The following is a 20,927-nucleotide window of genomic DNA, read 5'->3' as shown; positions in this document are numbered from 1 at the left end:
ATGTATGACTTAGTAATTAGACGCGCCAGACTGGCGGACGACCGGCTGGTCGACCTGGCGGTTCAGGACGGTAAGATTGTCGACGTTGGGCAATTGACCGATGACATCAGCGCCCACAGGCAGCTGGATCTGGCGGGCAATTGCCGCCTGAGCGCCGGCTGGATCGACTCCCACGTGCACTGCTATCCCTCTTCACCGATTTACCATGACGAACCGGATCTAGTGGGCGTAGCCAGCGGCGTGACCTCGGTGGTTGACGCCGGTAGCACCGGCACCGACGATGTTGACGAGTTCTATGCCCTGACGCGCCGCGCCAAAACCAACGTGTTCGCCTTCCTGAATATCTCGCGCATCGGTCTGTTACGCCAAAATGAGTTGGCCGATCTGGCGGATATCGACCCGCCGACGGTGAAAAAATCCATCGATGCGTACCCCGGTTTCATCATCGGCATCAAGGCGCGCATGAGCAGCAGCGTGGTGGGTCAAAACGGCATTGTGCCGCTGGTGCGCGCCAAGCAAATCCAGCGGGAAAACAACCGTTTGCCGCTGATGGTGCATATCGGCAATAACCCGCCGAATCTGGATGACATCGCCGATCTGCTGACCCGCGGCGACATCATTACCCACTGCTATAACGGCAAGCCGAACCGCATTCTGACCCCGGCGGGTACGCTGCGTGAGTCTATCCAGCGGGCGCTGAAACGCGGCGTGCTGCTCGACGTGGGCCACGGTACCGCCAGTTTCAGCTTTGACGTGGCGCGCCAGGCGATCGGACTGGGTATTCTCCCGCACACCATCAGTTCCGATATCTACTGCCGCAACCGCATGGCCGGGCCGGTACACAGTCTGGCGACGGTGATATCCAAGTTCTTCAGCATCGGCCTGTCGCTGCCACAGGTGATTGCCTGCGTGACGGAGAATGCCGCTTCGGCGCTGCACCTGCCCCATAAAGGCCGGCTGGAGCCGGGTTATGACGCCGATTTCACCCTGTTCGATCTTCGCCAGGGGCCGCAGGTATTTGCCGACTCGGAAGGACAATCGATCGGCGGCGAACAGGTGTTGGTTCCGTTGGCTGCAGTGGTGGCCGGTGAAATTCTATTAACCGACGAAGGGAAAGCTCATCATGTCTTCGATTTATGAAAAATATAATTTAAAACAAGTGATTAACACTTCCGGCCGTATGACCATTCTTGGCGTATCTACCCCGCGTCAGGAGGTGATTGACGCCGTCGACTACGGCCTGAATCACTATTTTGAAATCAAGGATCTGGTTAACAAGACCGGCGCTTACATCGCCGATCTGCTGAATGTGGAAGATGCCGTGATCGTGTCCTGCGCCTCGGCGGGTATCGCCCAGTCGGTGGCGGCGGTGATCGTCAAAGACAACGCCAACCTGCTGGTGAACCTGCACTCGGTACCGATCACCGTGCCGCGCGAGATTGTGTTGCCGCGCGGTCACAACGTGAACTTTGGTGCCCCGGTCGACACCATGGTTGCCCTCGGCGGCGGCAAGGTGGTTGAGGCGGGTTATGCCAACGAATGCTCTGCAGAGCAACTAGAGGCCTGCATCACGCCGCAAACGGCGGCGATCCTGTACATCAAGTCGCACCACTGCGTGCAGAAAAGCATTCTTTCCGTCGAGCAGGCAGTGGTGGTGGCGCGTAAGCACAACCTGCCGCTGATCGTCGATGCTGCCGCAGAAGAAGATCTGATGTGCTACTACCAGATGGGGGCCGATCTGGTGATCTACAGCGGCGCCAAGGCCATCGAAGGCCCAACCAGCGGCCTGGTGGTGGGTAAGCGACAATACGTTGAGTGGGTGAAGCTGCAATCCGGTGGCATTGGCCGGGCGATGAAGGTCGGTAAAGAGGGCATTCTCGGCCTGACGCAGGCGATTGAAAGCTACCTGAAGCTGGAAAAAACCACCGGTGAGCAAATGGTGGCGCGAATGACGCCGTTTATCACCAGCCTGAACTCGCTGACCGGCATCAGCGCCAAAACCGTCTGGGACAGCGCCGGCCGCGATATCGCCCGTGCTGAAATCACCTTTGACGAAGCGGTACTGGGGCGCTCTACCACCGACATCGTCCAGGCGCTGAAAACCGGCGAAATTGCCATTTACTTCCGGGGTTATAAGGCCAATGAAGGCAAGATCGAAGTGGATGTGCGTAGCGTCGACGAGCAGCAACTGATGACCGTCTTTACCTGTATTAAAAATCTGTTCACGGAGAAACAAGCATGAAGCTGCAGCCAAATTATTATCGTGACCGTCTGTGCCTCAACGTACTGGCCGGCTCAAAAGACAATGCGCAAGCTATTTATGCGGCGGCGGAAGGGCATATGCTGGTTGGGGTTCTCTCCAAGAACTATCCGGACGTCGACAGCGCGGTGGCGGATATGCAGCACTATGCGCAACTGATCGAGAATGCGCTGTCGGTGGGCCTGGGGGCGGGCGATCCCAAACAATCCGCGATGGTCAGCCTGATTGCCCAGCGCGTTCAGCCGCAACACGTCAATCAGGTGTTTACCGGCGTGGGCGCCAGCCGTGCACTGCTGGGCCAGAGCGACAGCGTGGTGAACGGGCTGGTTTCTCCGACCGGTCGCGTCGGCTTTGTGAAGATCTCAACCGGCCCGCTGAGCGCTGCCGCGCCAGACGGTATCGTGCCGGTCGAGACGGCCATCGCCATGTTGAAAGATATGGGCGGCAGCTCCATCAAGTATTTCCCGATGGGCGGGTTGGCGTGCAAAGAAGAATACCGGTACGTGGCTAAAGCCTGCGCCGAGCATGATTTTATGCTGGAGCCGACGGGCGGCATCGATCTGGAAAACTTCGAGCCGATCGTTGAGATCGCATTGGCCGCCGGCGTGAAGCGGATTATTCCGCATATTTACAGCTCCATTATTGATTCTGCCACCGGTGATACCCGCCCGCAGGATGTGAAAACCCTGTTGGCGATGAGCAAAAAGCTGGTGGGTTAAGCGCAGCCAACAACGCTGCAGCTTCAAGCAAGAAAGGTATATCGGATGACGTAAGGCAGGGAGGCTACCCTTCTCTCTACAGGCGCGGTATGCCGCGCCGTTAGCTACAATAAGGACAATCATGCGAAACTGGCAGGCTTCCCCCTTACGTACTGCGTTAACCCTGGCGCTGCTGGCTATCGCCAGCCCGGCGCTGCATGCTGAGGATGCAATGAACCCCACGTCATCTCATTTTGCTTATATCGGTACTTACAACCCTAACGGCGAAGGTGTTTACCGGGTACAGGTCGATCCGGCCAGCGGCGCGCTGAGCGCTAAAACGCTGGTCAGCAACCAGCCTAATCCGGCGCAGCTTACCCTGGATGCTCAAGGCCGGACGCTGTATGTCGCCAGCGAAGTGGCCGATTTTAACGGCAGCAAGCACGGCGGCATCATCGCTTATCGCATCAACCCGGTTGATGGCGGGCTGACGCAGCTGAATCAGGTTGATTCGCAGGGCGCGGGGCCGGTTTACCTTTCCCTGGCGCCGGACGGCCGCCATCTGCTGGTGGCGAACTACGTCAGCGGCACCGTGGCGGCGTTCCCGATTGAGAGTGACGGCAAATTGGGTAATGCCAGTTCAGTGCAACAGGATCAGGGGCCGGCAGGCGCGAGCAAGCCTGCGGCGGCGGTGGAGGGCAGTTTTGCCGTCAGCGACCACAATGGCCCGCACGCGCATATGATCGCCTGCGATCCGAGCGGCAAGTTTGTGTTTTCCACCGATCTGGGGCTGGATCGCCTCTACCAGTGGCGCTTTGACGGTGCAAGCGGCCAACTGACGCCGAACGATCCGCCGTGGATCGCCGCCTCTTCCGCCGGTGCCGGCCCGCGTCACTTTGTGTTCCATCCGGACGGCAAGACGGTGCTGTTGGTGAACGAAGAGGCTTCGACGCTGACCAGCTACCGTTTTGACAGCCAAAAAGGTACTCTGAAACAATTACATACTGTCTCTTCACTGCCTGCCGATTATAAGGGCACCAACTTTGCCTCGGGGTTGGTCCTGAGTGAGGACGGCAAGAATCTGTATGTCGCCAACCGGCTGCATAACAGTATCGCGCAGTTCAGCGTTGGCGCCGATGGCGAACTGAAACCGGTGGCGGAAATCTGGACGCGCGGTGACTATCCGCGATCGTTGACGCTGAGCCCGGACGGGCATTATCTCTATGCGATGAATCAGCGCAGCGATAACGTCACCCGTTTCAGCCTGGACAAGGTCAGCGGCAAACTCAGCTTTGTTGAGGGCTATACGCCGGTAGGCAGTCCCTCGCAAATGGTGTTCCTGCCGGTGGCGAAGTAACTCGTTGCCCGCCTGATTTCCCCAGGTGGGCACCTTAATTGACGGAAAGAGCATGGTACGATTTCCCTACCCGCGTTTGGCCTATTTGTTCGACGCTTTGCAGTCTGAGACCTTGCCGCAGGATGAGTTGGCGAAGCGCTTTGCGGTATCCACCCGTACCGTGCGTGCCGATATCACCGCGTTGAACGATATCCTGGAAAAATACGGCGCTCGCTTTGTGCATAGCCGTGGGGCGGGTTATCGTCTGCAGGTGGATGATGCCGCGCTGTTCAGCGCCCTGCAGCATAAAGAGCGCAAAAAGCACGCCACGCCACGCAGTGCGCAAGAGCGGGTGCACTATCTGCTGATTCGTTTTTTGACCTCAGCCTTTTCCCTGAAGCTGGAAGATTTGGCCGATGAATGGTTTGTCAGCCGTGGAACGCTGCAAAACGACATGGCTGAGGTGAGAGAGCGTCTGGCGAACTACCAATTAACCATTGAAACCAAACCACGCTATGGCATGAAGCTGTTCGGCTCGGAGATGGCGATCCGCGCTTGCCTGACCGATCTGTTATTCCAACTGCATCTGGCCGATGCCGAAAACCCGTTGCTCAACAATGAAATCCTGCTGCAACCGCAGGTGGTGACCTTCGCCGGGCTGCTGCATCCGCTGCTGTCGCAATACGCCATCCGCCTGACGGATGAAGGCGAGCAGTATTTGATTTTCTACTGTGCGGTGGCGCTGCGGCGCATCGGCGATGGCTACCCGCTGTCGGACTTTGACGTTGAAGACGGCGATGATGCGGTGCGCAAGGTTTCCACCTGGCTGGCGGCGGAACTGCGCAAGGCCAGCGGCAAAGAAGTGTCGATGGCGGAAGAGGCCTACCTCAGGGTGAATATTGCCGCGCGCCGGGTGCAGGACGTGCAGCCGACCGAGATCAACGCCGACGACGAAGAAGCGCTGGTGGACTACATTTTGTCGTACATCAACGCGCACTATAACTACAACCTGCAGGGTGACCGCCAACTGCGGGCTGACTTGCTCACCCATATCAAGACCATGATTACCCGGGTGAAATACCAGATTAATATTCCCAACCCGCTATTGGCCAATATCAAGCAACACTACCCGATGGCCTATGACGTGACGCTGGCGGCAGTATCGAGCTGGGGAAAATATACCCCTTACACCCTGAGCGAAAACGAAATCGGCTATCTGGTGCTGCATATCGGCGTTGGGTTGGAGCGGCACTACAACATCGGCTACGAGCGCCATCCGCAGGTGATGCTGGTGTGCGATACCGGTAACTCAACGGTGCGCATGATCCAGGCGCAGATTGCGCGCAAGTACCCGCAGCTGGTGATGACGCGCATCGTTTCGCTGCGCGATTACGAGGTACTTACTCATATCGACGAAGATTTTGTCATTTCCAACGCGCGGGTCAGCGAAAAGAACAAACCGGTGGTGGTAATGTCGCCGTTTCCTACCGACTACCAGTTGGAACAGCTGGGTAAACTGGTGCTGGTGGATCGCACCAAACCCTACATGCTGGAGAAGTTCTTCGACGCCGCGCATTTCTGGGTGGTGAACGAGCCACTGACGCAGGCGGAGCTGTTCCGGAAAGTGTGTGTTCAGTTGGAGCGGGAAGGGTATGTCGGTGACGATTTTTACCCGTCGGTAGTGGAGCGCGAAGCTATAGTGTCGACCATGCTGGGTGAAGGTATTGCACTGCCGCACTCGTTGGGATTGCTGGCGAAAAAAACCGTGGTGATGACGCTGCTGGCGCCGCAGGGCGTGGTGTGGGGCGACGGTGAGATCGCCCACGTGATTTTCCTGCTGGCGATCAGCAAAAGCGACTACGAAGAGGCGATGGCGATTTACGATCTGTTCGTCACCTTTGTACGCGAGCGTTCGATGAGTCGTCTGTTGGGCAGTGATAATTTCGACAGCTTCAAGGCGGTGGCGCTGGACTGTTTGAGCCGGATTTAAGCCGTGCGAGCACCTCAGGGGGCGAATATAGTCGTCCATTTGCACAAGAAACAAGCTGGATGGATTTACAGGGATTTGCTGCAGAATTTGGAATTCGGCTCGCAAAGCGGCGTGTGGCCTTAATAGTGCTGAAGGGGACAGGGCATTGGGGGAGTGGCGGTTATTAACGCGCCAAGAAAGGCGCGTTTATAGGCTTCTTACTACAGGCTAGTCTTCATCAAACCCGGAATTAATCAGTTCAATCACCGCATTCAGCGCTTTCACTTCGTCCGGGCCGGTGGCTTCCACTTCGATGTGCCGCCCCTGTGCGGAGTCCAGCATCAGCAGCGCAATCACGCTGCTGGCTTCGGCCTCGGTGCCGCTGTCGTTACGCAGCATCACTTCGGCGTCAAAGCTCTGCACCAGCTCGAACAACTTCATCGCCGGACGAGCGTGCATACCGAGTTTGTTTTTGATTTCAACCGTTTGCTTGACCGTCATTGTTTACGTTTTTCCAGCGTCCGGTGGCGCGATTGCACATTCTTGCCGCGTGAGCGGAAGTAGTCGGCCAGCTGTTCGGCTACGTAGACGGAACGGTGTTTACCGCCGGTACAGCCAATCGCCACCGTCAGGTAGCTGCGATTGTTGGTTTCCAGCATCGGCAGCCACTGTTCCAGATAGCTGCGCGTCTGGTAGATAAAGTTGTGCACTTCAGTGTGACGATCGAGGAACGAGGCGACCGGTTTATCCAGGCCGGTCATCGGGCGCAGTTTCGGATCCCAGTGCGGGTTCGGCAGGAAGCGTACGTCGAATACGTAATCGGCGTCGATCGGGATGCCGTGCTTAAAGCCGAAGGATTCGAACACCATGGTCAGTTCGCGCTCGCGTTTACCCAGCAGACGGGTACGCAGCATTTCAGCCAGCTCATGCACCGACATTTCCGACGTGTCGATGAGCAGATCGGCCCTTGAGCGCAACGGCTCAAGCAGATCGCTTTCTTCATCGATCGCGCTTTCCAGCGACAGGTTCTTGGTGGAGAGCGGATGCAGGCGGCGGGTATCACTGTAGCGGCGAATCAGGGTATTACGGTCGGCGTCGAGGAACAGCAATTGTGGAGAAAAGCAGTCCGGCAATTGGGTCATCGCATATTCAAACACTTCCGGCGATTCCGGCATGTTACGCACGTCGATGCTTACCGCTGCGGATATGTTGCGTTCCGCCAGCGTATTGGCAAGCTGCGGCAGCAGTACCACGGGCAGGTTATCAACGCAGTAAAAACCCATGTCTTCCAGCGCCCGCAAGGCGACGGATTTCCCTGAACCGGAACGGCCGCTGACAATCATCAGCACCATGTGGCAACTCCCCCTGGCATCTCAGTGGCGTTTATCACCACCGTTAGAAACTTTATTATTCCGGCCTGAGCCGAAACCCATCATAGCTAAACAGTATCGTTATCCTGGCTGGAAGTCACGCCAGCCGGGCGTTACTCGGTAATGATCTGGTAAAGCTCTTCGTCGCTTTGCGCCGAGCGCAGGCGACGGCATACGGTTTTGTCGGCCAGGCGCTTGGCGACCAGCGACAGGGTATGCAAATGGGTTTTACATTGGTCTGCCGGCACCAGCAAGGCGAACAGCAGATCGACCGGCTGGTTATCAATGGCGTCAAAGGCAATAGGTTGGTCGAGACGGATAAACACGCCAACGGCCCGCAGTGTGTCCTCTTCCAGTTTGCCATGGGGAATGGCGATACCGTTGCCGATACCGGTACTGCCCATGCGCTCCCGGGTGAGAACCGCGTCAAACACCACCTGCGACGGCAGGTTGAGCTGTTTTGCAGCCAGTTCGCTGATAATCTCCAAAGCCCGTTTCTTGCTGGTGCAGTGTACCGAGCTTTTGGTGCACTCGATGTTTAACACCGAGCTTAATTGCATTGTTTCGTTGTTCATCTCATCTTCACTTAAAACCACACCATCAAGTTGCCTTGTGAGGTGATTTTTCGCCTTGTTTAACCCTGATGGCTTATCGGCGCGGTACCATACCCGTCATACTTGAAGCTGCCTCTGTGTTGGCTGCGCTTACTTACCCGAATCACTTACCTGTGTAAGTTCGCGGGATAAGCGCTCATGCCACCTCGATGCAACGTCAATTATTCAGAGTAATACAGGTAACGCGCCGACGACCCGGGCTATGTTTGAGCCGTGCCCGCTGACGGAAACGGCCCAGAATGTCAGTGTTGTTTCAGTTTGTCTTTATGTTTGTTCAATTGACGCGCCAGTTTGTCGATCAGGGCGTCAATTGCGGCATACATGTTCTCGTCTTCCGAGGTGGCATGCAACTCGCCTCCATTCACGTGCACCGTCGCTTCCGCAATCTGCTGCACTTTTTCCACGCTAAGCACGACATACACCTGATTTATGCGGTCAAAATACTGTTCGAGCTTGGCGAACTTGGTATTCACGAACTCGCGTAAAGGTTCGGTGATTTCGATGTGGTGTCCGGTAATGTTGAGCTGCATAGTGTCTTCCTTCTCTATTGAGGTCAAACCAACTGTTTACGCTGGTTGGACGGCGGGATGGACAAAGACTCTCGGTACTTGGCGACGGTACGCCGCGCCACGATGATCCCCTGATCGGAGAGCAGGGTGGCCAGCTTGCTGTCGCTGAGCGGTTTAGCGGGGTTTTCCGCCGCAATCAATTTCTTCACTAACGCCCGGATCGCCGTAGAGGAAGCTTCGCCTCCGCTGTCGGTATTCACATGGCTGGAGAAGAAATATTTCAACTCGAAAATGCCGCGCGGACTGTGCAGAAACTTCTGCGTGGTGACACGTGAGATTGTCGATTCATGCATCTCCACGGCCTGAGCGATATCCGCCAGCACCATGGGCTTCATAAATTCAGCACCCTGTTCAAAGAACGCCTGTTGCTGCTCGACGATGCAGCGCGTGACTTTCAGCAAGGTGTCGTTACGGCTTTCCAGGCTCTTGATCAGCCATTTCGCTTCCTGCAGATTGCTGCGGATATACTGGCCGTCACTGTCGTTACGCGCGCTGCTGCCCATGGCGGCGTACTGCTGGTTGATCTTCAGCCGCGGAATGCTGTCGGCGTTGAGCTCTACCGTCCAACTGTCCTGTACCTTGCGTACCAGCACGTCCGGGATCACGTATTCTGACTCGCCAGTATTGATCGACTGGCCCGGGCGCGGATCAAGAGACTGAATCAGCAGCATCGCTTCTTTCAGTGTATCTTCTTTTAGCCGGGTTGTTCGCATCAGGCTGCGAAAGTCGTGATTGGCCAACAGAGCCAGATGTTCGCTGATGATCAGGCGCGCTTCCGCCAGATAGGGCGTATCTTTTGCGTATTGGGAAAGCTGGATCAGCAGACAGTCGCGCAGATCGCGCGCGGCGACGCCAACCGGATCAAAACGCTGCACGCGCTTCAAAACCGCTTCGACTTCGTCCATTGTCACACTCTCGTCACCCATGCTCTCCAGAATATCTTCCAGCGGTACGGTGAGATAGCCGGTGTCGTCGACGGCGTCGACTATCGAGGTGGCAATGGCGATATCGGTATCGGAGAAGGGCGTGAGATCCACCTGCCACATCAGGTAATCCTGCAGCGTCTGGGTGGTTTCGCCCTGATAGACCGGCAACTCATCATCGCTGTAATCGGTGCCGGTGCCGGACGGTGTACCTGCGGTGTAGATTTCGTCCCAGGTGGCGTCCAGCGGCAGCTCTTCGGGCATGTCCTTTTGTTCCAACGCTTCGCGAGTATCCAGCCCTTCGGTCTCTGTACTCTCTTTGGCGTCGATTTCTTCGTGCAGATCGGTCTGCTCAAGCAGGGGATTGCTCTCTAACGCCAGCTGTATCTCCTGCTGGAGCTCAAGCGTGGACAACTGCAGCAGGCGGATAGCCTGCTGGAGCTGGGGGGTCATGGCCAGTTGTTGGCTGAGCCTGAGTTGCAAACCTTGCTTCATAATCTTCAGTCTACTTCCGTTAACAGTCGTCCATCAGGACGCGCCGGCACTCAGAGGCGGAATTCTTCGCCCAGATAAACGCGTTTCACCTGCTCGTCAGCCAAAATGGCATCCGGCGTGCCGTGAGCAATCAGTTTGCCTTGGCTGACGATATAGGCACGTTCACACACGTCCAGCGTTTCGCGCACGTTGTGGTCGGTGATCAGCACGCCCAGGCCGCTGTCACGCAAGTGCTCGATAATTTTTTTAATGTCGATAACGGAAATGGGATCAACCCCGGCGAACGGCTCATCCAGCAGGATGAATTTCGGGTTAGCCGCCAACGCACGGGCGATCTCCACACGGCGGCGTTCGCCACCGGACAACGCCTGACCCAGGTTATCGCGCAGATGGGAGATATGAAACTCTTCCATCAGCTCAACCGCACGGTCCGCACGCTGCTCGCTGCTGAGATCCTCGCGGATCTCCAGGACAGCCATCAGGTTGTCATACACGCTCAGGCGACGGAAGATCGACGCTTCCTGCGGCAAATAGCCAATGCCGCGACGCGCACGGGCGTGCAGCGGCAACAGGCTGATATCTTCTTCGTCAATCACGATACGGCCGGCGTCACGTTGAACGATGCCGACCACCATGTAGAAGGTGGTGGTCTTGCCGGCGCCGTTTGGCCCCAGCAGGCCGACGATCTCGCCGGATTTCACTTTCAGGCTGACGTCTTCAACAACTTTACGGCCTTTGTAGGCTTTCGCCAGGTTTTCTGCGATGAGTGTAGCCATAAGTGATTAGTTACTCTTCTTTTGCCCGTTTTTGTCTTGCAACTGCGACGGTACCAGAACTGTAGTCACGCGTTTGCCTTTATCGCTGAACGCCTGCATTTGCTGCTGTTGCACCAGATAGGTGATGCGATCGCCCTTCACGTTGCTGTCGAGCTGTTCCAGATAGGCGTTCCCGGTCAGGGTCACCAACTGCGACGCCACGTCGTAACGGACCTTCTGCGCATGGCCTTTTACCGGCTTGCCGCTGTCTTGCATCTGGTAGAAGGTGACCGGATTGCCAAAGGCTTCGATATAGGTTTTGTTCTGATCGCCGCCTGGGCGGGTAACGACCACTTTATCCGCTTTGATATCGATGGTGCCTTGCTTGATCACCACGTTATCGGTAAAGGTGCTGACGTTGCTCTGCATATCCAGAGACTGTTTCAGCGAGTCGATGCTCACCGGTTGATTGGAGTCAGATTTCAGCGCCCATGCGGGTGCGCTGGCGGCCAAAATGAGGCTTCCGATCAACAGATTACGGCGTTGTTTTTTGGTTTTGAATTTCATAGTTGGTCTTAACCTTATCAATCAGCTCAGCGGTTTTGGCCCGCAGGTTCCCACGCATTTTCATGCCGTTCGAGGTAAAGTTTGTCCCGTAGAGGGTCACTTCATCATCCGAAGCGACATCCTGGGTCACCAGATTCACCTGAGCATTGTCCGTTTTAATTTTTTCCAGCTGTGAGGTGGTGGTCAGGCTGTTCACCTCAACGTGGCCGTAAAGATACAGCATTCTGTCTTTAGTCAGTTTGGCGCGATCGGCGCGAACTGACCAAGTGGCCACTGCGTTTTCATCAAACAGCGTCATCACCGGCTGGGTAAACCAGCTTAATTCATCGGCGGTATAATACTTCACGTCTTCCGCCACCAGCTTGTAACTCAGCTTACCGGCCGGATTGTACACTATGGTGACCGTGTGCTGGCTCTGATAAGTCGGGTCCTGATCGTTAACGGGGCCTGGAACCGCATCATCACTGAAATCAGTCATGTTCCAGCCAATCAACGCCAAGGCGATCACCGCCAAAAGAAGGGTGATCCAAAGTTTGGTTTTGCTCATATCGACAGCCCTTTGGCGTCCTCCAGCTTATTCTGCGCCAACAGTATAATGTCGCACAGTTCGCGCACCGCGCCACGGCCGCCGGCAATACGGGTAACATAGTGGGCTCTTGGCGTCAGCAACGGATGTGCATCCGCAACGGCGACCGCCAGGCCAACCTGAGCCATCACCGGCCAGTCGATCAGGTCATCGCCGATATAGGCCACCTGATCCGCGTTTAACGACAGTGTATCCAACAGTTCGCGGAAGGCCAAAAGCTTATCGGACTGCCCCTGATACAGATGGGTGATGCCGAGGGTTTTCGCCCGATCTTCCAGCAGCTTGGCTGAACGGCCGGTGATAATTGCCACGTCGATATCCGACGTCTTCAGGCAGCGAATGCCATAACCGTCGCGCACGTTGAACGCTTTTAATTCTTCGCCGTTGTTGCCCATAAAAATCAGGCCGTCTGACAGCACGCCGTCGACATCGCAAATCAGCAGGCGGATTTTGCCGGCACGCGCCATGACGTCTTGTTCTACAGGCCCGTAGCAGGTTTCAACCAGACTCATTGAGTTCTATTCCTTTAATTAAACGACGCCGGCGCGCAGCATGTCATGCATATGTACCACACCCAGCAATTGGTCGCCATCGGCAACCAGCAGCGCGGTGATATGGCGCTGTTGCATCAGGTTCAACGCATCGACCGCCAGCAGGTTCGGGCGCACCCGCACGCCGCCGAGCGTCATGACATCGACGATCCGGGCTTCATTGAGGTTGATGCCCATATCAAATATCCGCCGCAGGTCACCATCGGTAAAGATACCGGCGATTTTCATCAGATCGTCGCAGATAACCGTCATGCCCAGGTTTTTGCGCGTGATTTCCAGCAACGCGTCGCGCAGCGATGCATCGGCGCTGACGTGCGGGATTTCGTCGCCGCTGTGCATGATGTCGCAAACGCGCAGCAGCAACCTGCGGCCCAGGGCGCCACCGGGGTGCGACAGCGCAAAATCTTCCGGCGTGAAACCGCGGGCTTTCAGCAATGCCACCGCCAGCGCATCACCCATCACCAGGGTCGCGGTGGTGCTGGTGGTTGGTGCCAGGCCAAGCGGGCAGGCCTCCTGCGGCACCTTGATGCACAGGTGAATATCCGCCGCTTTACCCATCGAACTTTCCGGGTTGTTGGTCATGCAGATCAGCGGGATTTGCTGGCGCTTCAAGACCGGGATGAGGGCCTGGATCTCGTTGGACTCACCGGAGTTGGAAATGGCGAGCACGATATCTTGTGCCGTCACCATGCCGAGGTCGCCGTGGCTGGCCTCCGCCGGATGAACAAAGAATGAAGGCGTGCCGGTGCTGGCGAAGGTCGCGGCAATCTTGCAACCAATATGCCCGGATTTACCCATGCCCATCACGACCACTTTACCGCAACAGCCGGCGATCAATTCGCAGGCGCGGGTAAAGTCTGCATTGATGTACCGATCGAGCTGGGCCAGCCCGTCACGCTCAATCTGCAGCACTTCTTTGCCTGCCTGTTGAAAATCAAAGCCTGGTTGCAACTGAATGTTCGACATGCTCATTCCTATCGGTTTAGCCGAAAGTACTGAAAGGATTAAAAAACAGCACCGCAAGATACGCAATAAAGCCACATAATAACAGAGCGCCTGCCAGATGACCGATGCGATGTTTTCGCCCGATGCACAGGGCGCTGAGCACAATGCTGACCGCCAGCATGACCCAATAATCGCGGTGGAAGGCGGCAGGATCGACACTGCCCGGGGACAGCAGGGCGGGAACGCCCAGCACGATCACCGTGTTGAAAATGTTGGAGCCGATGATATTACCAATCGCCATATCATCCTCACCCTTTAGTGCCCCGGCGATGGATGTGGCCAACTCCGGCAGGCTGGTGCCGATGGCGATGAGGGTCAACCCGACCACCAGTTCGCTCATGCCAAAATAATGCGCAATTACCGTGGCGTTATCGACCACCATTTTGGACGACAGCGGCAGAATAATGAACGCCAACACCAGCCACAGCACCGCCACGGTGTTGCTGCTGTCTTGCGGCAGCTCGGCGAGTTGTTCCACGGTCAGGCTGTCGCTGCCTTCGCGCTGCGCCAGCCGGGCAATTTTCAGCATCAATAAAATAAAGGCGGCGGCGGCAGCCAACAGCACCACGCCATCCAGCCGGCTCAGGGTGCCGTCCATCAGCACAAAACCGCACAATACTGTGACCGCTAACATCAGCGGCAGTTCGCGGCGCAGTACCTCGGAGCGCGCCGCCAGCGGGTGAATCAGCGCAGCCACGCCAAGGATCAATAATATATTGGCAATGTTGGAACCTAATACGTTCCCCACGGCCATATCTATCTGCCCATTCAGCGCAGCGGTGGTCGAGACGAACAGCTCCGGCAGCGATGTGCCGATGCCGACGATGGTCATGCCGATGATTAACGGCGGCACGCCAAGCGAACGGGAAATCACCGCAGCACCGTAAACTAAGCGGTCTGCGCCATACACCAGTAAAAATAAACCAACGATGAGTAAAGCTATCGCGAGAAACATGCAGGGTCCTTTGTTGGGTATCAACCCGGTTCGTTGGTTAAAAGCCGAAATTCGGCTATCTTGCTTTGCCCTCCGTTGCGCAGGCTAAAGCCGCAGCAACGGGTTTTCCCGGCTAATATATGAACAGATTCGTTTTTTTCGTTATATGAGCAATTTTGACCGGGTGGCGCGTAAAAGTAAAATCAGGTACAGCCTTAGCGCACCATTGGTAGCGAAATACCGGTAAGTTTTTGTAAAGATGAGACGCATTGCGTCCGTTGCTTTAACATCGTGGGTAGATTTGGCAAAAATGAGCCGTAAAGGATCCATTAACATGCACCAAAATGCAGAGAATCTGGTCGAAGTGCGCGACATGAGTTTCTCGCGCGGCGATCGACTGATATTCGAAGACATCAACCTGACGGTTCCCCGTGGCAAGGTCACGGCGATCATGGGGCCGTCCGGTATTGGTAAAACCACGCTGCTGCGCCTGATTGGCGGCCAACTGGCACCGGACCGCGGCGAGATCTGGTTCGATGGCGATAACATTCCCGCGTTATCCCGCCATCAGTTGTATGAAGCACGCAAGAAAATGAGCATGCTGTTCCAGTCCGGCGCGCTGTTCACCGATCTTACGGTGTTTGAAAACGTGGCCTATCCGCTGCGTGAGCACAGCCGTTTGCCGGAACCGATTTTGTGCAGCACGGTGATGATGAAGCTGGAAGCGGTCGGATTGCGCGGCGCGGCTGAGCTGATGCCCAATGAACTGTCCGGCGGCATGGCGCGGCGTGCCGCGTTGGCGCGTGCGATCGCGCTCGACCCGGAACTGATCATGTTCGACGAACCTTTCGTCGGTCAGGATCCGATCACCATGGGCGTGTTGGTGAAGCTGATCGATGAGCTGAATCATGCGCTGGGCATCACCTGCATCGTGGTTTCGCACGATGTGCCGGAAGTGCTGAGCATCGCCGACTACGCGTATATCGTCGCCGATCACCGGGTGATTGCCGAAGGGACGACGCCACAATTACAGAACAATCCTGATGCGCGCGTGCGCCAGTTCCTGGATGGTATTGCCGATGGGCCGGTACCCTTCCGTTATCCGGCCGGGGATTACCAGGCCGAGCTGTTAGGCTTAGGGAGTAAATAAGCTCATGTTATTACAGGCGTTAGCGTCGTTAGGGCGCCGTGGCATCAATACCAGCGCCAGCTTTGGGCGCGCGGGGTTGATGCTGTTCAACGCGCTGGTCGGGCGGCCGGAGCCGCGTAAACAGTGGCCGTTGTTGCTAAAGCAAATGCACAGCGTGGGTGTGCAATCGTTGCTGATCATCATGGTTTCCGGGCTGTTTATCGGCATGGTGCTGGGGCTGCAAGGTTATCTGGTACTGACGACTTACAGCGCCGAGGCCAGCCTGGGCATGATGGTGGCGTTGTCGCTGCTGCGTGAACTGGGGCCGGTGGTTACCGCTCTGCTGTTTGCCGGCCGCGCCGGTTCCGCGTTGACGGCGGAAATCGGCCTGATGAAGGCGACCGAACAGATTTCCAGCCTGGAAATGATGGCCGTCGATCCGCTGCGGCGGATTGTTGCGCCGCGCTTTTGGGCCGGTTTGATCAGCATGCCTCTGCTGACGATTATCTTCGTCGCGGTGGGCATCTGGGGCGGCTCGATAGTCGGCGTGGATTGGAAGGGCATCGACAGCGGCTTCTTCTGGTCGGCGATGCAGGGCGCAGTGGAGTGGAGAAAAGACTTGCTCAACTGCCTGCTCAAGAGCGTGGTATTCGCCATCACCGTGACCTGGATTGCCATTTTCAACGGGTATGATGCGGTACCGACCTCTGAAGGGATTAGCCGGGCAACGACGCGTACCGTGGTACATTCGTCACTGGCGGTGTTGGGGTTGGATTTCGTGCTGACAGCACTGATGTTTGGGAATTGATTCGATGCAAACGAAGAAGAGTGAAATTTGGGTTGGGGCGTTTATGCTGATTGCGCTGTGCGCCATCGTCTTTCTCTGCCTGCAGGTAGCAAACATTAAGTCGATCGGTAATGAACCGACGTACCGCATCTATGCGACCTTCGATAATATCGGCGGCCTGAAAGCGCGTTCGCCGGTGAAAATCGGTGGCGTGGTGATTGGCCGTGTGGCCGATATCTCGCTCGATCCTAAGACCTATACGCCGCGAGTAGCCCTGGATATTCAGGACAAATTTAACCAGATTCCGGACACCAGCTCGCTGGCGATCCGCACCTCCGGCTTGCTGGGGGAGCAGTATCTGGCGCTGAACGTCGGTTTTGAAGATCCTGATATGGGCACCACCATTCTGAAGGACGGCGGTACCATTCAGGACACCAAATCAGCCATGGTTCTGGAAGATCTGATCGGCCAGTTCCTGTATAAAAGCGGCGGCCAGGATAATGCAGCCAAACCGGGAGACGCGGCCGCTGAGCCGGCTGCCGGTACTGCGCCGCAATCTGTCGCCCCAAGTCATTAAGAGAGGAAACCTGCATGTTTAAACGTTTACTTATGGTTGCCCTGCTGGTGGTTGCGCCGCTGGCGAATGCGGTCGATCAAACCAACCCGTACAGCCTGATGCAAGATGCGGCTGAGAAGACCTTCACCCGGCTGAAAACCGAGCAGCCAAAAATCAAGCAGGACCCTAACTACCTGCGTTCGGTGGTGCATCAGGAGCTGATGCCGTTTGTACAGGTCAAGTATGCCGGTGCGCTGGTGCTGGGCCGTTATTACAAAGAAGCGACGCCGGCGCAGCGTGAGGCCTATTTCACCGCATTCCAGGCCTATCTGGAGCAGGCTTATGGGCAGGCGCTGGCGATGTATCATGGTCAGACCTACCAGATCGCCCCTGAGCAGCCGCTGGGTAATGCCGACATCGTCGCCATCCGCGTGACCATCATCGATAAAGACGGCCGTCCACCGGTACGTCTGGATTTCCAATGGCGTAAAAACAGTAAAACCGGCTACTGGCAGGCGTATGACATGATCGCCGAAGGCGTCAGCATGATCACCACCAAGCAGAACGAATGGGCGTCTACCCTGCGTACTCAGGGCATTGACGGTCTGACCAAACAGCTGCAAGCGGCTGCGCAGCGGCCTATCACGCTGGATCAGAAAAACTGATGTCGGCCGCACTCAGCTTTGAATCGCAGCAGCAGACCCTGATCCTGCGCGGCGAGCTGGACCGGGAAACGCTGCTGCCGCTGTGGGAACAGCGGGAAACGTTGCTGGCGGATAAAACCGCTCTCGACGTCTCGCAACTGCAGCGCGTGGACTCTTCCGGGTTGGCGCTGTTGGTGCATTTGCGTGAGCAGCAGCGCCAGCGTGGCGTTGAATTAAAAATTTCCGGCGCCACCGATCGCTTGAAAACGCTGATCGCGTTGTATAACCTGCAAGCAATAATGCCTGTCGATACCGCTGGTTAGCGATATTTTCAGCTGGCTGAAGACGGTCATCCCCCAGAAAGCCCCTGTTACACAGGGGCTTTTTCTTTAGTTTAAGAAAACGTCGTATTCCACTAAGATGTCAGGCTGATTATGATCCTTTTGCTGCAGAACTGGATACTATGGAAAATAACGAGATTAAAGACGTGCTGATGCAAGCATTGGCACTGGATGAAGCACATGTCACGGGCGATGGCAGCCACTTTCAGGTGATCGTGGTCGGCGAGCTGTTTGCCGCCATGAGCCGCGTCAAGAAACAACAGACTGTCTACGCACCGCTGATGGAATACATTGCGGACAACCGAATTCATGCCTTATCGATCAAGGCGTACACCCCTGAAGAGTGGCAGCGAGACCGCAAACTCAACGGATTTTAAGGCTGTTTGCCCTTCGGGCGGGCAGCTTCAGATTAGATAACAGAGAGTAGTCAGATGGATAAATTTCGTGTGCAGGGCCGGACCCGCCTCAGCGGTGAAGTTTCTATTTCCGGGGCGAAAAACGCCGCCCTGCCGATCCTGTTCGCCGCATTATTAGCGGAAGAGCCGGTCGAGCTGCAGAATGTCCCTAAGCTGAAGGACATCGATACCACCATTAAGCTACTCAGCCAGTTAGGCACCAAGATCGAACGCAACGGTTCGGTATATGTAGACGCCAGCGGTGTGAACGAGTTTTGTGCACCTTATGACCTGGTGAAAACCATGCGCGCTTCTATCTGGGCATTGGGGCCGTTGGTCGCGCGCTTCGGCCGCGGTCAGGTTTCTCTGCCGGGCGGTTGTGCGATCGGCGCACGTCCGGTCGATCTGCATATCAGCGGCCTGGAGCAGCTTGGTGCGGAGATCAAGCTGGAAGAAGGTTACGTTAAGGCTTCCGTTGAAGGCCGCCTGAAAGGCGCGCACATCGTGATGGACAAGGTGAGCGTTGGCGCCACCGTAACCATCATGAGCGCAGCGACCCTGGCGACCGGTACCACCGTGATTGAAAACGCCGCACGCGAGCCGGAAATTGTCGATACCGCCAACTTCCTCAACACGTTGGGTGCGAAAATCAGCGGCGCCGGCAGTGATCGCATCACCATCGAAGGCGTTGAGCGCCTGGGTGGCGGTGTGTATCGCGTTCTGCCTGACCGTATCGAGACCGGCACCTTCCTGATTGCCGCAGCGGTTTCCGGTGGTAAAGTGATGTGCCGCGACACCCGTCCGAATACGCTGGACGCCGTGTTGGCCAAGCTGCGTGAAGCCGGCGCGGATATCGAAGTGGGTGAAGACTGGATCAGCCTGGATATGCACGGCAAGCGCCCTAAAGCGGTTACCGTACGCACCGCGCCACACCCTGGTTTCCCGACCGATATGCAGGCCCAATTCAGCTTGCTGAACCTGGTAGCGGAAGGCACCGGCGTGATCACCGAAACCATTTTTGAAAACCGCTTCATGCATGTGCCTGAACTGATCCGTATGGGTGCACACGCCGAGATTGAGAGCAATACCCTGATTTGTCACGGTGTTGAGCAACTGTCCGGCGCCCAGGTGATGGCAACCGATCTGCGCGCTTCCGCCAGCCTGGTACTGGCCGGCTGTATCGCCGATGGTGTGACCGTTGTCGATCGTATTTACCACATCGACCGTGGCTATGAGCGTATTGAAGATAAGCTGCGTGCGCTGGGTGCGAATATTGAGCGTGTGAAAGGCGAGTAATTTGTCAGATGCCGGGGCGACGCCCCGGCGGAAACACTGCGTTGAGGGTCCGGCTCACTTTGGCCGGGCCCTTTTTAATTGCTGTCTTCCGGGAACTCTCCCACCGTCATCTTCAGCGTAATGCGTTTGCCGTCGCGCAGCACGATGACCGGAATTTCCGTGCCCGGGCGGATCTCAGCGACCTGGTCCATGGTTTCCAGTACCGATATTGCCGGTTTGCTGTCTACGTTGGTGATTACGTCGTTAATATGGAAGCCGGCGTTACCCGCCGGTCCGTTCGGCGTAATTTCGGTTACGATAATGCCTTGCAGGCGGTCGATACCGGAATTGGACGAACGCAAAGGAATAATCTCTTTGCCCTGAATGCCGAAGTAACCGCGGATAACGCGGCCATCACGGATCAATTTGTCCATGATCTTGGTGGCCAACTCGATGGGAATGGCGAAGCCCAAGCCTTCCGGCGTCTCGCCGTCGGTGATTTTATCGTAGGTCAGGGTGTTGATGCCGATTAACTCACCCAGTGAGTTAACCAGAGCGCCGCCGGAGTTGCCGCGGTTAATCGAGGCATCGGTTTGCAGGAAGGTCTGGCGACCGGTGGTGCTCATGCTGATGCGACCCGTAGCGCTTAGGATCCCCTGAGTGACGGTCTGGCCGAGATTATAGGGATTGCCGATCGCCAGTACCACATCGCCCACGTGCGCGGCACGGGCGTTATTGATAGGGATTACCGGCAGATTGCCCGGATCTATCTTCAGCACCGCCAGATCGGTCAGGCTGTCGGAGCCGACCAGCAGCGCTTCGTAGCGGCGGCCGTCCTGCAGCACGACGGTAATTTGCTGGGCATCCTTGATAACGTGGCGATTGGTCAGAATATAACCGCGCTCGTTCATGATCACGCCGGAACCCAGCGACAGCACGTTGGCGGCACCGCTCATGTTACGGTTGTAGATATTCACCACGGCGGGCGCCGCGCGCCGCACGGCCTTGTTGTAACTGACCGGCGTCTCGTCACGAGTATTGTCATGTTTTTCTGCGAACAGAGTATTGGAAGAGCGCAGCACAGGCAGCGCAGCCAGCAGCAGGCCAGCAACGATTAAACCAATAACGACAGAACGCAAGAGCTTAGCAAACATGGAGTTTTAGTACG

General features: G+C 56.5%; 24 protein-coding genes. 12 read left to right on the top strand and 12 right to left on the bottom strand.

Annotated elements, in window-relative coordinates:
• From JEM67_RS24635 to JEM67_RS24615, 5 genes are all read left to right on the top strand, one after another.
• Window positions 1–1,140, top strand: a complete 1,140-nt coding sequence (locus JEM67_RS24635) for an amidohydrolase/deacetylase family metallohydrolase (protein ID WP_199635711.1) — start codon at window positions 1–3, stop codon at window positions 1,138–1,140.
• Window positions 1,124–2,242, top strand: a complete 1,119-nt coding sequence (locus tag JEM67_RS24630) for a DgaE family pyridoxal phosphate-dependent ammonia lyase (RefSeq protein WP_199635712.1) — start codon at window positions 1,124–1,126, stop codon at window positions 2,240–2,242. The genes JEM67_RS24635 and JEM67_RS24630 overlap by 17 nt, the downstream gene beginning before the upstream one ends.
• Entirely contained in the window at window positions 2,239–2,979 is a 741-nt protein-coding gene (gene dagF / locus JEM67_RS24625; protein WP_199635713.1) for a 2-dehydro-3-deoxy-phosphogluconate aldolase, read from the top strand. The genes JEM67_RS24630 and dagF overlap by 4 nt, the downstream gene beginning before the upstream one ends.
• A 121-nt stretch (window positions 2,980–3,100) precedes the next feature.
• Window positions 3,101–4,315, top strand: a complete 1,215-nt coding sequence (locus tag JEM67_RS24620) for a lactonase family protein (RefSeq protein WP_199635714.1) — start codon at window positions 3,101–3,103, stop codon at window positions 4,313–4,315.
• Window positions 4,316–4,367: 52 nt separating this feature from the next.
• Window positions 4,368–6,284, top strand: coding sequence for a BglG family transcription antiterminator (locus tag JEM67_RS24615; protein WP_199635715.1), 1,917 nt, complete (start codon window positions 4,368–4,370; stop codon window positions 6,282–6,284).
• 207 nt (window positions 6,285–6,491) lie between these two features.
• Here the strand turns inward: JEM67_RS24615 and npr are convergent, their stop codons facing one another.
• From npr to JEM67_RS24560, 11 genes are all read right to left on the bottom strand, one after another.
• Window positions 6,492–6,764 carry a PTS phosphocarrier protein NPr gene (gene npr, locus JEM67_RS24610; protein WP_004948556.1) on the bottom strand — a complete coding sequence of 91 codons (273 nt, stop codon included), beginning with the start codon at window positions 6,762–6,764 and terminating at the stop codon, window positions 6,492–6,494.
• A complete protein-coding gene (rapZ, locus tag JEM67_RS24605; protein WP_004948553.1) occupies window positions 6,761–7,615 on the bottom strand; it encodes an RNase adapter RapZ in 855 nt (284 codons plus the stop codon). Before rapZ ends, npr begins: the two co-directional genes overlap by 4 nt.
• 131 nt (window positions 7,616–7,746) lie before the next feature.
• Window positions 7,747–8,208 carry a PTS IIA-like nitrogen regulatory protein PtsN gene (gene ptsN, locus JEM67_RS24600; RefSeq protein ID WP_004948550.1) on the bottom strand — a complete coding sequence of 154 codons (462 nt, stop codon included), beginning with the start codon at window positions 8,206–8,208 and terminating at the stop codon, window positions 7,747–7,749.
• 281 nt (window positions 8,209–8,489) lie between these two features.
• Window positions 8,490–8,777 carry a ribosome hibernation promoting factor gene (hpf, locus tag JEM67_RS24595; protein WP_013814681.1) on the bottom strand — a complete coding sequence of 96 codons (288 nt, stop codon included), beginning with the start codon at window positions 8,775–8,777 and terminating at the stop codon, window positions 8,490–8,492.
• 23 nt (window positions 8,778–8,800) lie between these two features.
• Window positions 8,801–10,234, bottom strand: coding sequence for an RNA polymerase factor sigma-54 (gene rpoN, locus JEM67_RS24590; RefSeq protein ID WP_013814680.1), 1,434 nt, complete (start codon window positions 10,232–10,234; stop codon window positions 8,801–8,803).
• A 50-nt stretch (window positions 10,235–10,284) separates the two neighbouring features.
• Window positions 10,285–11,010, bottom strand: coding sequence for an LPS export ABC transporter ATP-binding protein (gene lptB / locus JEM67_RS24585; protein WP_006317106.1), 726 nt, complete (start codon window positions 11,008–11,010; stop codon window positions 10,285–10,287).
• Between the two features lie 6 nt (window positions 11,011–11,016).
• Window positions 11,017–11,556: a lipopolysaccharide ABC transporter substrate-binding protein LptA gene (lptA, locus tag JEM67_RS24580; RefSeq protein WP_013814679.1), complete on the bottom strand. Its 540-nt coding sequence runs from the start codon at window positions 11,554–11,556 to the stop codon at window positions 11,017–11,019.
• Window positions 11,525–12,103, bottom strand: a complete 579-nt coding sequence (gene lptC / locus JEM67_RS24575; protein ID WP_004948534.1) for an LPS export ABC transporter periplasmic protein LptC — start codon at window positions 12,101–12,103, stop codon at window positions 11,525–11,527. The genes lptA and lptC overlap by 32 nt, the downstream gene beginning before the upstream one ends.
• Window positions 12,100–12,654, bottom strand: coding sequence for a 3-deoxy-manno-octulosonate-8-phosphatase KdsC (gene kdsC / locus JEM67_RS24570; protein ID WP_004948532.1), 555 nt, complete (start codon window positions 12,652–12,654; stop codon window positions 12,100–12,102). Before kdsC ends, lptC begins: the two co-directional genes overlap by 4 nt.
• Before the next feature lie 18 nt (window positions 12,655–12,672).
• Entirely contained in the window at window positions 12,673–13,659 is a 987-nt protein-coding gene (gene kdsD / locus JEM67_RS24565) for an arabinose-5-phosphate isomerase KdsD (protein WP_004948529.1), read from the bottom strand.
• A 16-nt stretch (window positions 13,660–13,675) separates the two neighbouring features.
• Entirely contained in the window at window positions 13,676–14,653 is a 978-nt protein-coding gene (locus JEM67_RS24560; RefSeq protein ID WP_199635716.1) for a calcium/sodium antiporter, read from the bottom strand.
• Between the two features lie 313 nt (window positions 14,654–14,966).
• Between JEM67_RS24560 and mlaF the strand changes: the two genes are divergently transcribed.
• The 7 genes from mlaF (at window position 14,967) to murA (ending at window position 19,780) form a co-directional block, all read left to right on the top strand.
• Window positions 14,967–15,782, top strand: coding sequence for a phospholipid ABC transporter ATP-binding protein MlaF (gene mlaF, locus JEM67_RS24555; protein ID WP_199635717.1), 816 nt, complete (start codon window positions 14,967–14,969; stop codon window positions 15,780–15,782).
• 4 nt (window positions 15,783–15,786) lie between these two features.
• Entirely contained in the window at window positions 15,787–16,569 is a 783-nt protein-coding gene (gene mlaE / locus JEM67_RS24550) for a lipid asymmetry maintenance ABC transporter permease subunit MlaE (RefSeq protein ID WP_004948524.1), read from the top strand.
• Between the two features lie 4 nt (window positions 16,570–16,573).
• Complete coding sequence (mlaD, locus tag JEM67_RS24545) at window positions 16,574–17,125, top strand: outer membrane lipid asymmetry maintenance protein MlaD (RefSeq protein ID WP_006328260.1); 552 nt, start codon at window positions 16,574–16,576, stop codon at window positions 17,123–17,125.
• A 14-nt stretch (window positions 17,126–17,139) separates the two neighbouring features.
• Window positions 17,140–17,769 carry a phospholipid-binding protein MlaC gene (gene mlaC / locus JEM67_RS24540; protein ID WP_013814676.1) on the top strand — a complete coding sequence of 210 codons (630 nt, stop codon included), beginning with the start codon at window positions 17,140–17,142 and terminating at the stop codon, window positions 17,767–17,769.
• The gene (gene mlaB / locus JEM67_RS24535) at window positions 17,769–18,071 is read left to right on the top strand and encodes a lipid asymmetry maintenance protein MlaB (RefSeq protein ID WP_004948514.1); all 303 of its coding nucleotides are present in this window, start codon (window positions 17,769–17,771) and stop codon (window positions 18,069–18,071) included. The genes mlaC and mlaB overlap by 1 nt, the downstream gene beginning before the upstream one ends.
• 140 nt (window positions 18,072–18,211) lie before the next feature.
• Window positions 18,212–18,466: a BolA family iron metabolism protein IbaG gene (gene ibaG, locus JEM67_RS24530; RefSeq protein ID WP_004948511.1), complete on the top strand. Its 255-nt coding sequence runs from the start codon at window positions 18,212–18,214 to the stop codon at window positions 18,464–18,466.
• A 54-nt stretch (window positions 18,467–18,520) separates the two neighbouring features.
• Window positions 18,521–19,780: a UDP-N-acetylglucosamine 1-carboxyvinyltransferase gene (gene murA, locus JEM67_RS24525; protein ID WP_004948506.1), complete on the top strand. Its 1,260-nt coding sequence runs from the start codon at window positions 18,521–18,523 to the stop codon at window positions 19,778–19,780.
• Between the two features lie 74 nt (window positions 19,781–19,854).
• On the opposite strand, the gene degS is transcribed toward murA, so the two are convergent.
• Window positions 19,855–20,913 carry an outer membrane-stress sensor serine endopeptidase DegS gene (degS, locus tag JEM67_RS24520; protein WP_004948503.1) on the bottom strand — a complete coding sequence of 353 codons (1,059 nt, stop codon included), beginning with the start codon at window positions 20,911–20,913 and terminating at the stop codon, window positions 19,855–19,857.
• Between the last annotated feature and the right edge of the window lie 14 nt (window positions 20,914–20,927).

Source organism: Serratia sp. PAMC26656, from assembly GCF_016469055.2.
In the GTDB taxonomy this organism is placed as follows: Bacteria; Pseudomonadota; Gammaproteobacteria; order Enterobacterales; family Enterobacteriaceae; genus Serratia; species Serratia plymuthica.
Note: the sequence above shows the minus strand (reverse complement) of the source record. Positions and strands in the feature narration are given on the sequence as shown.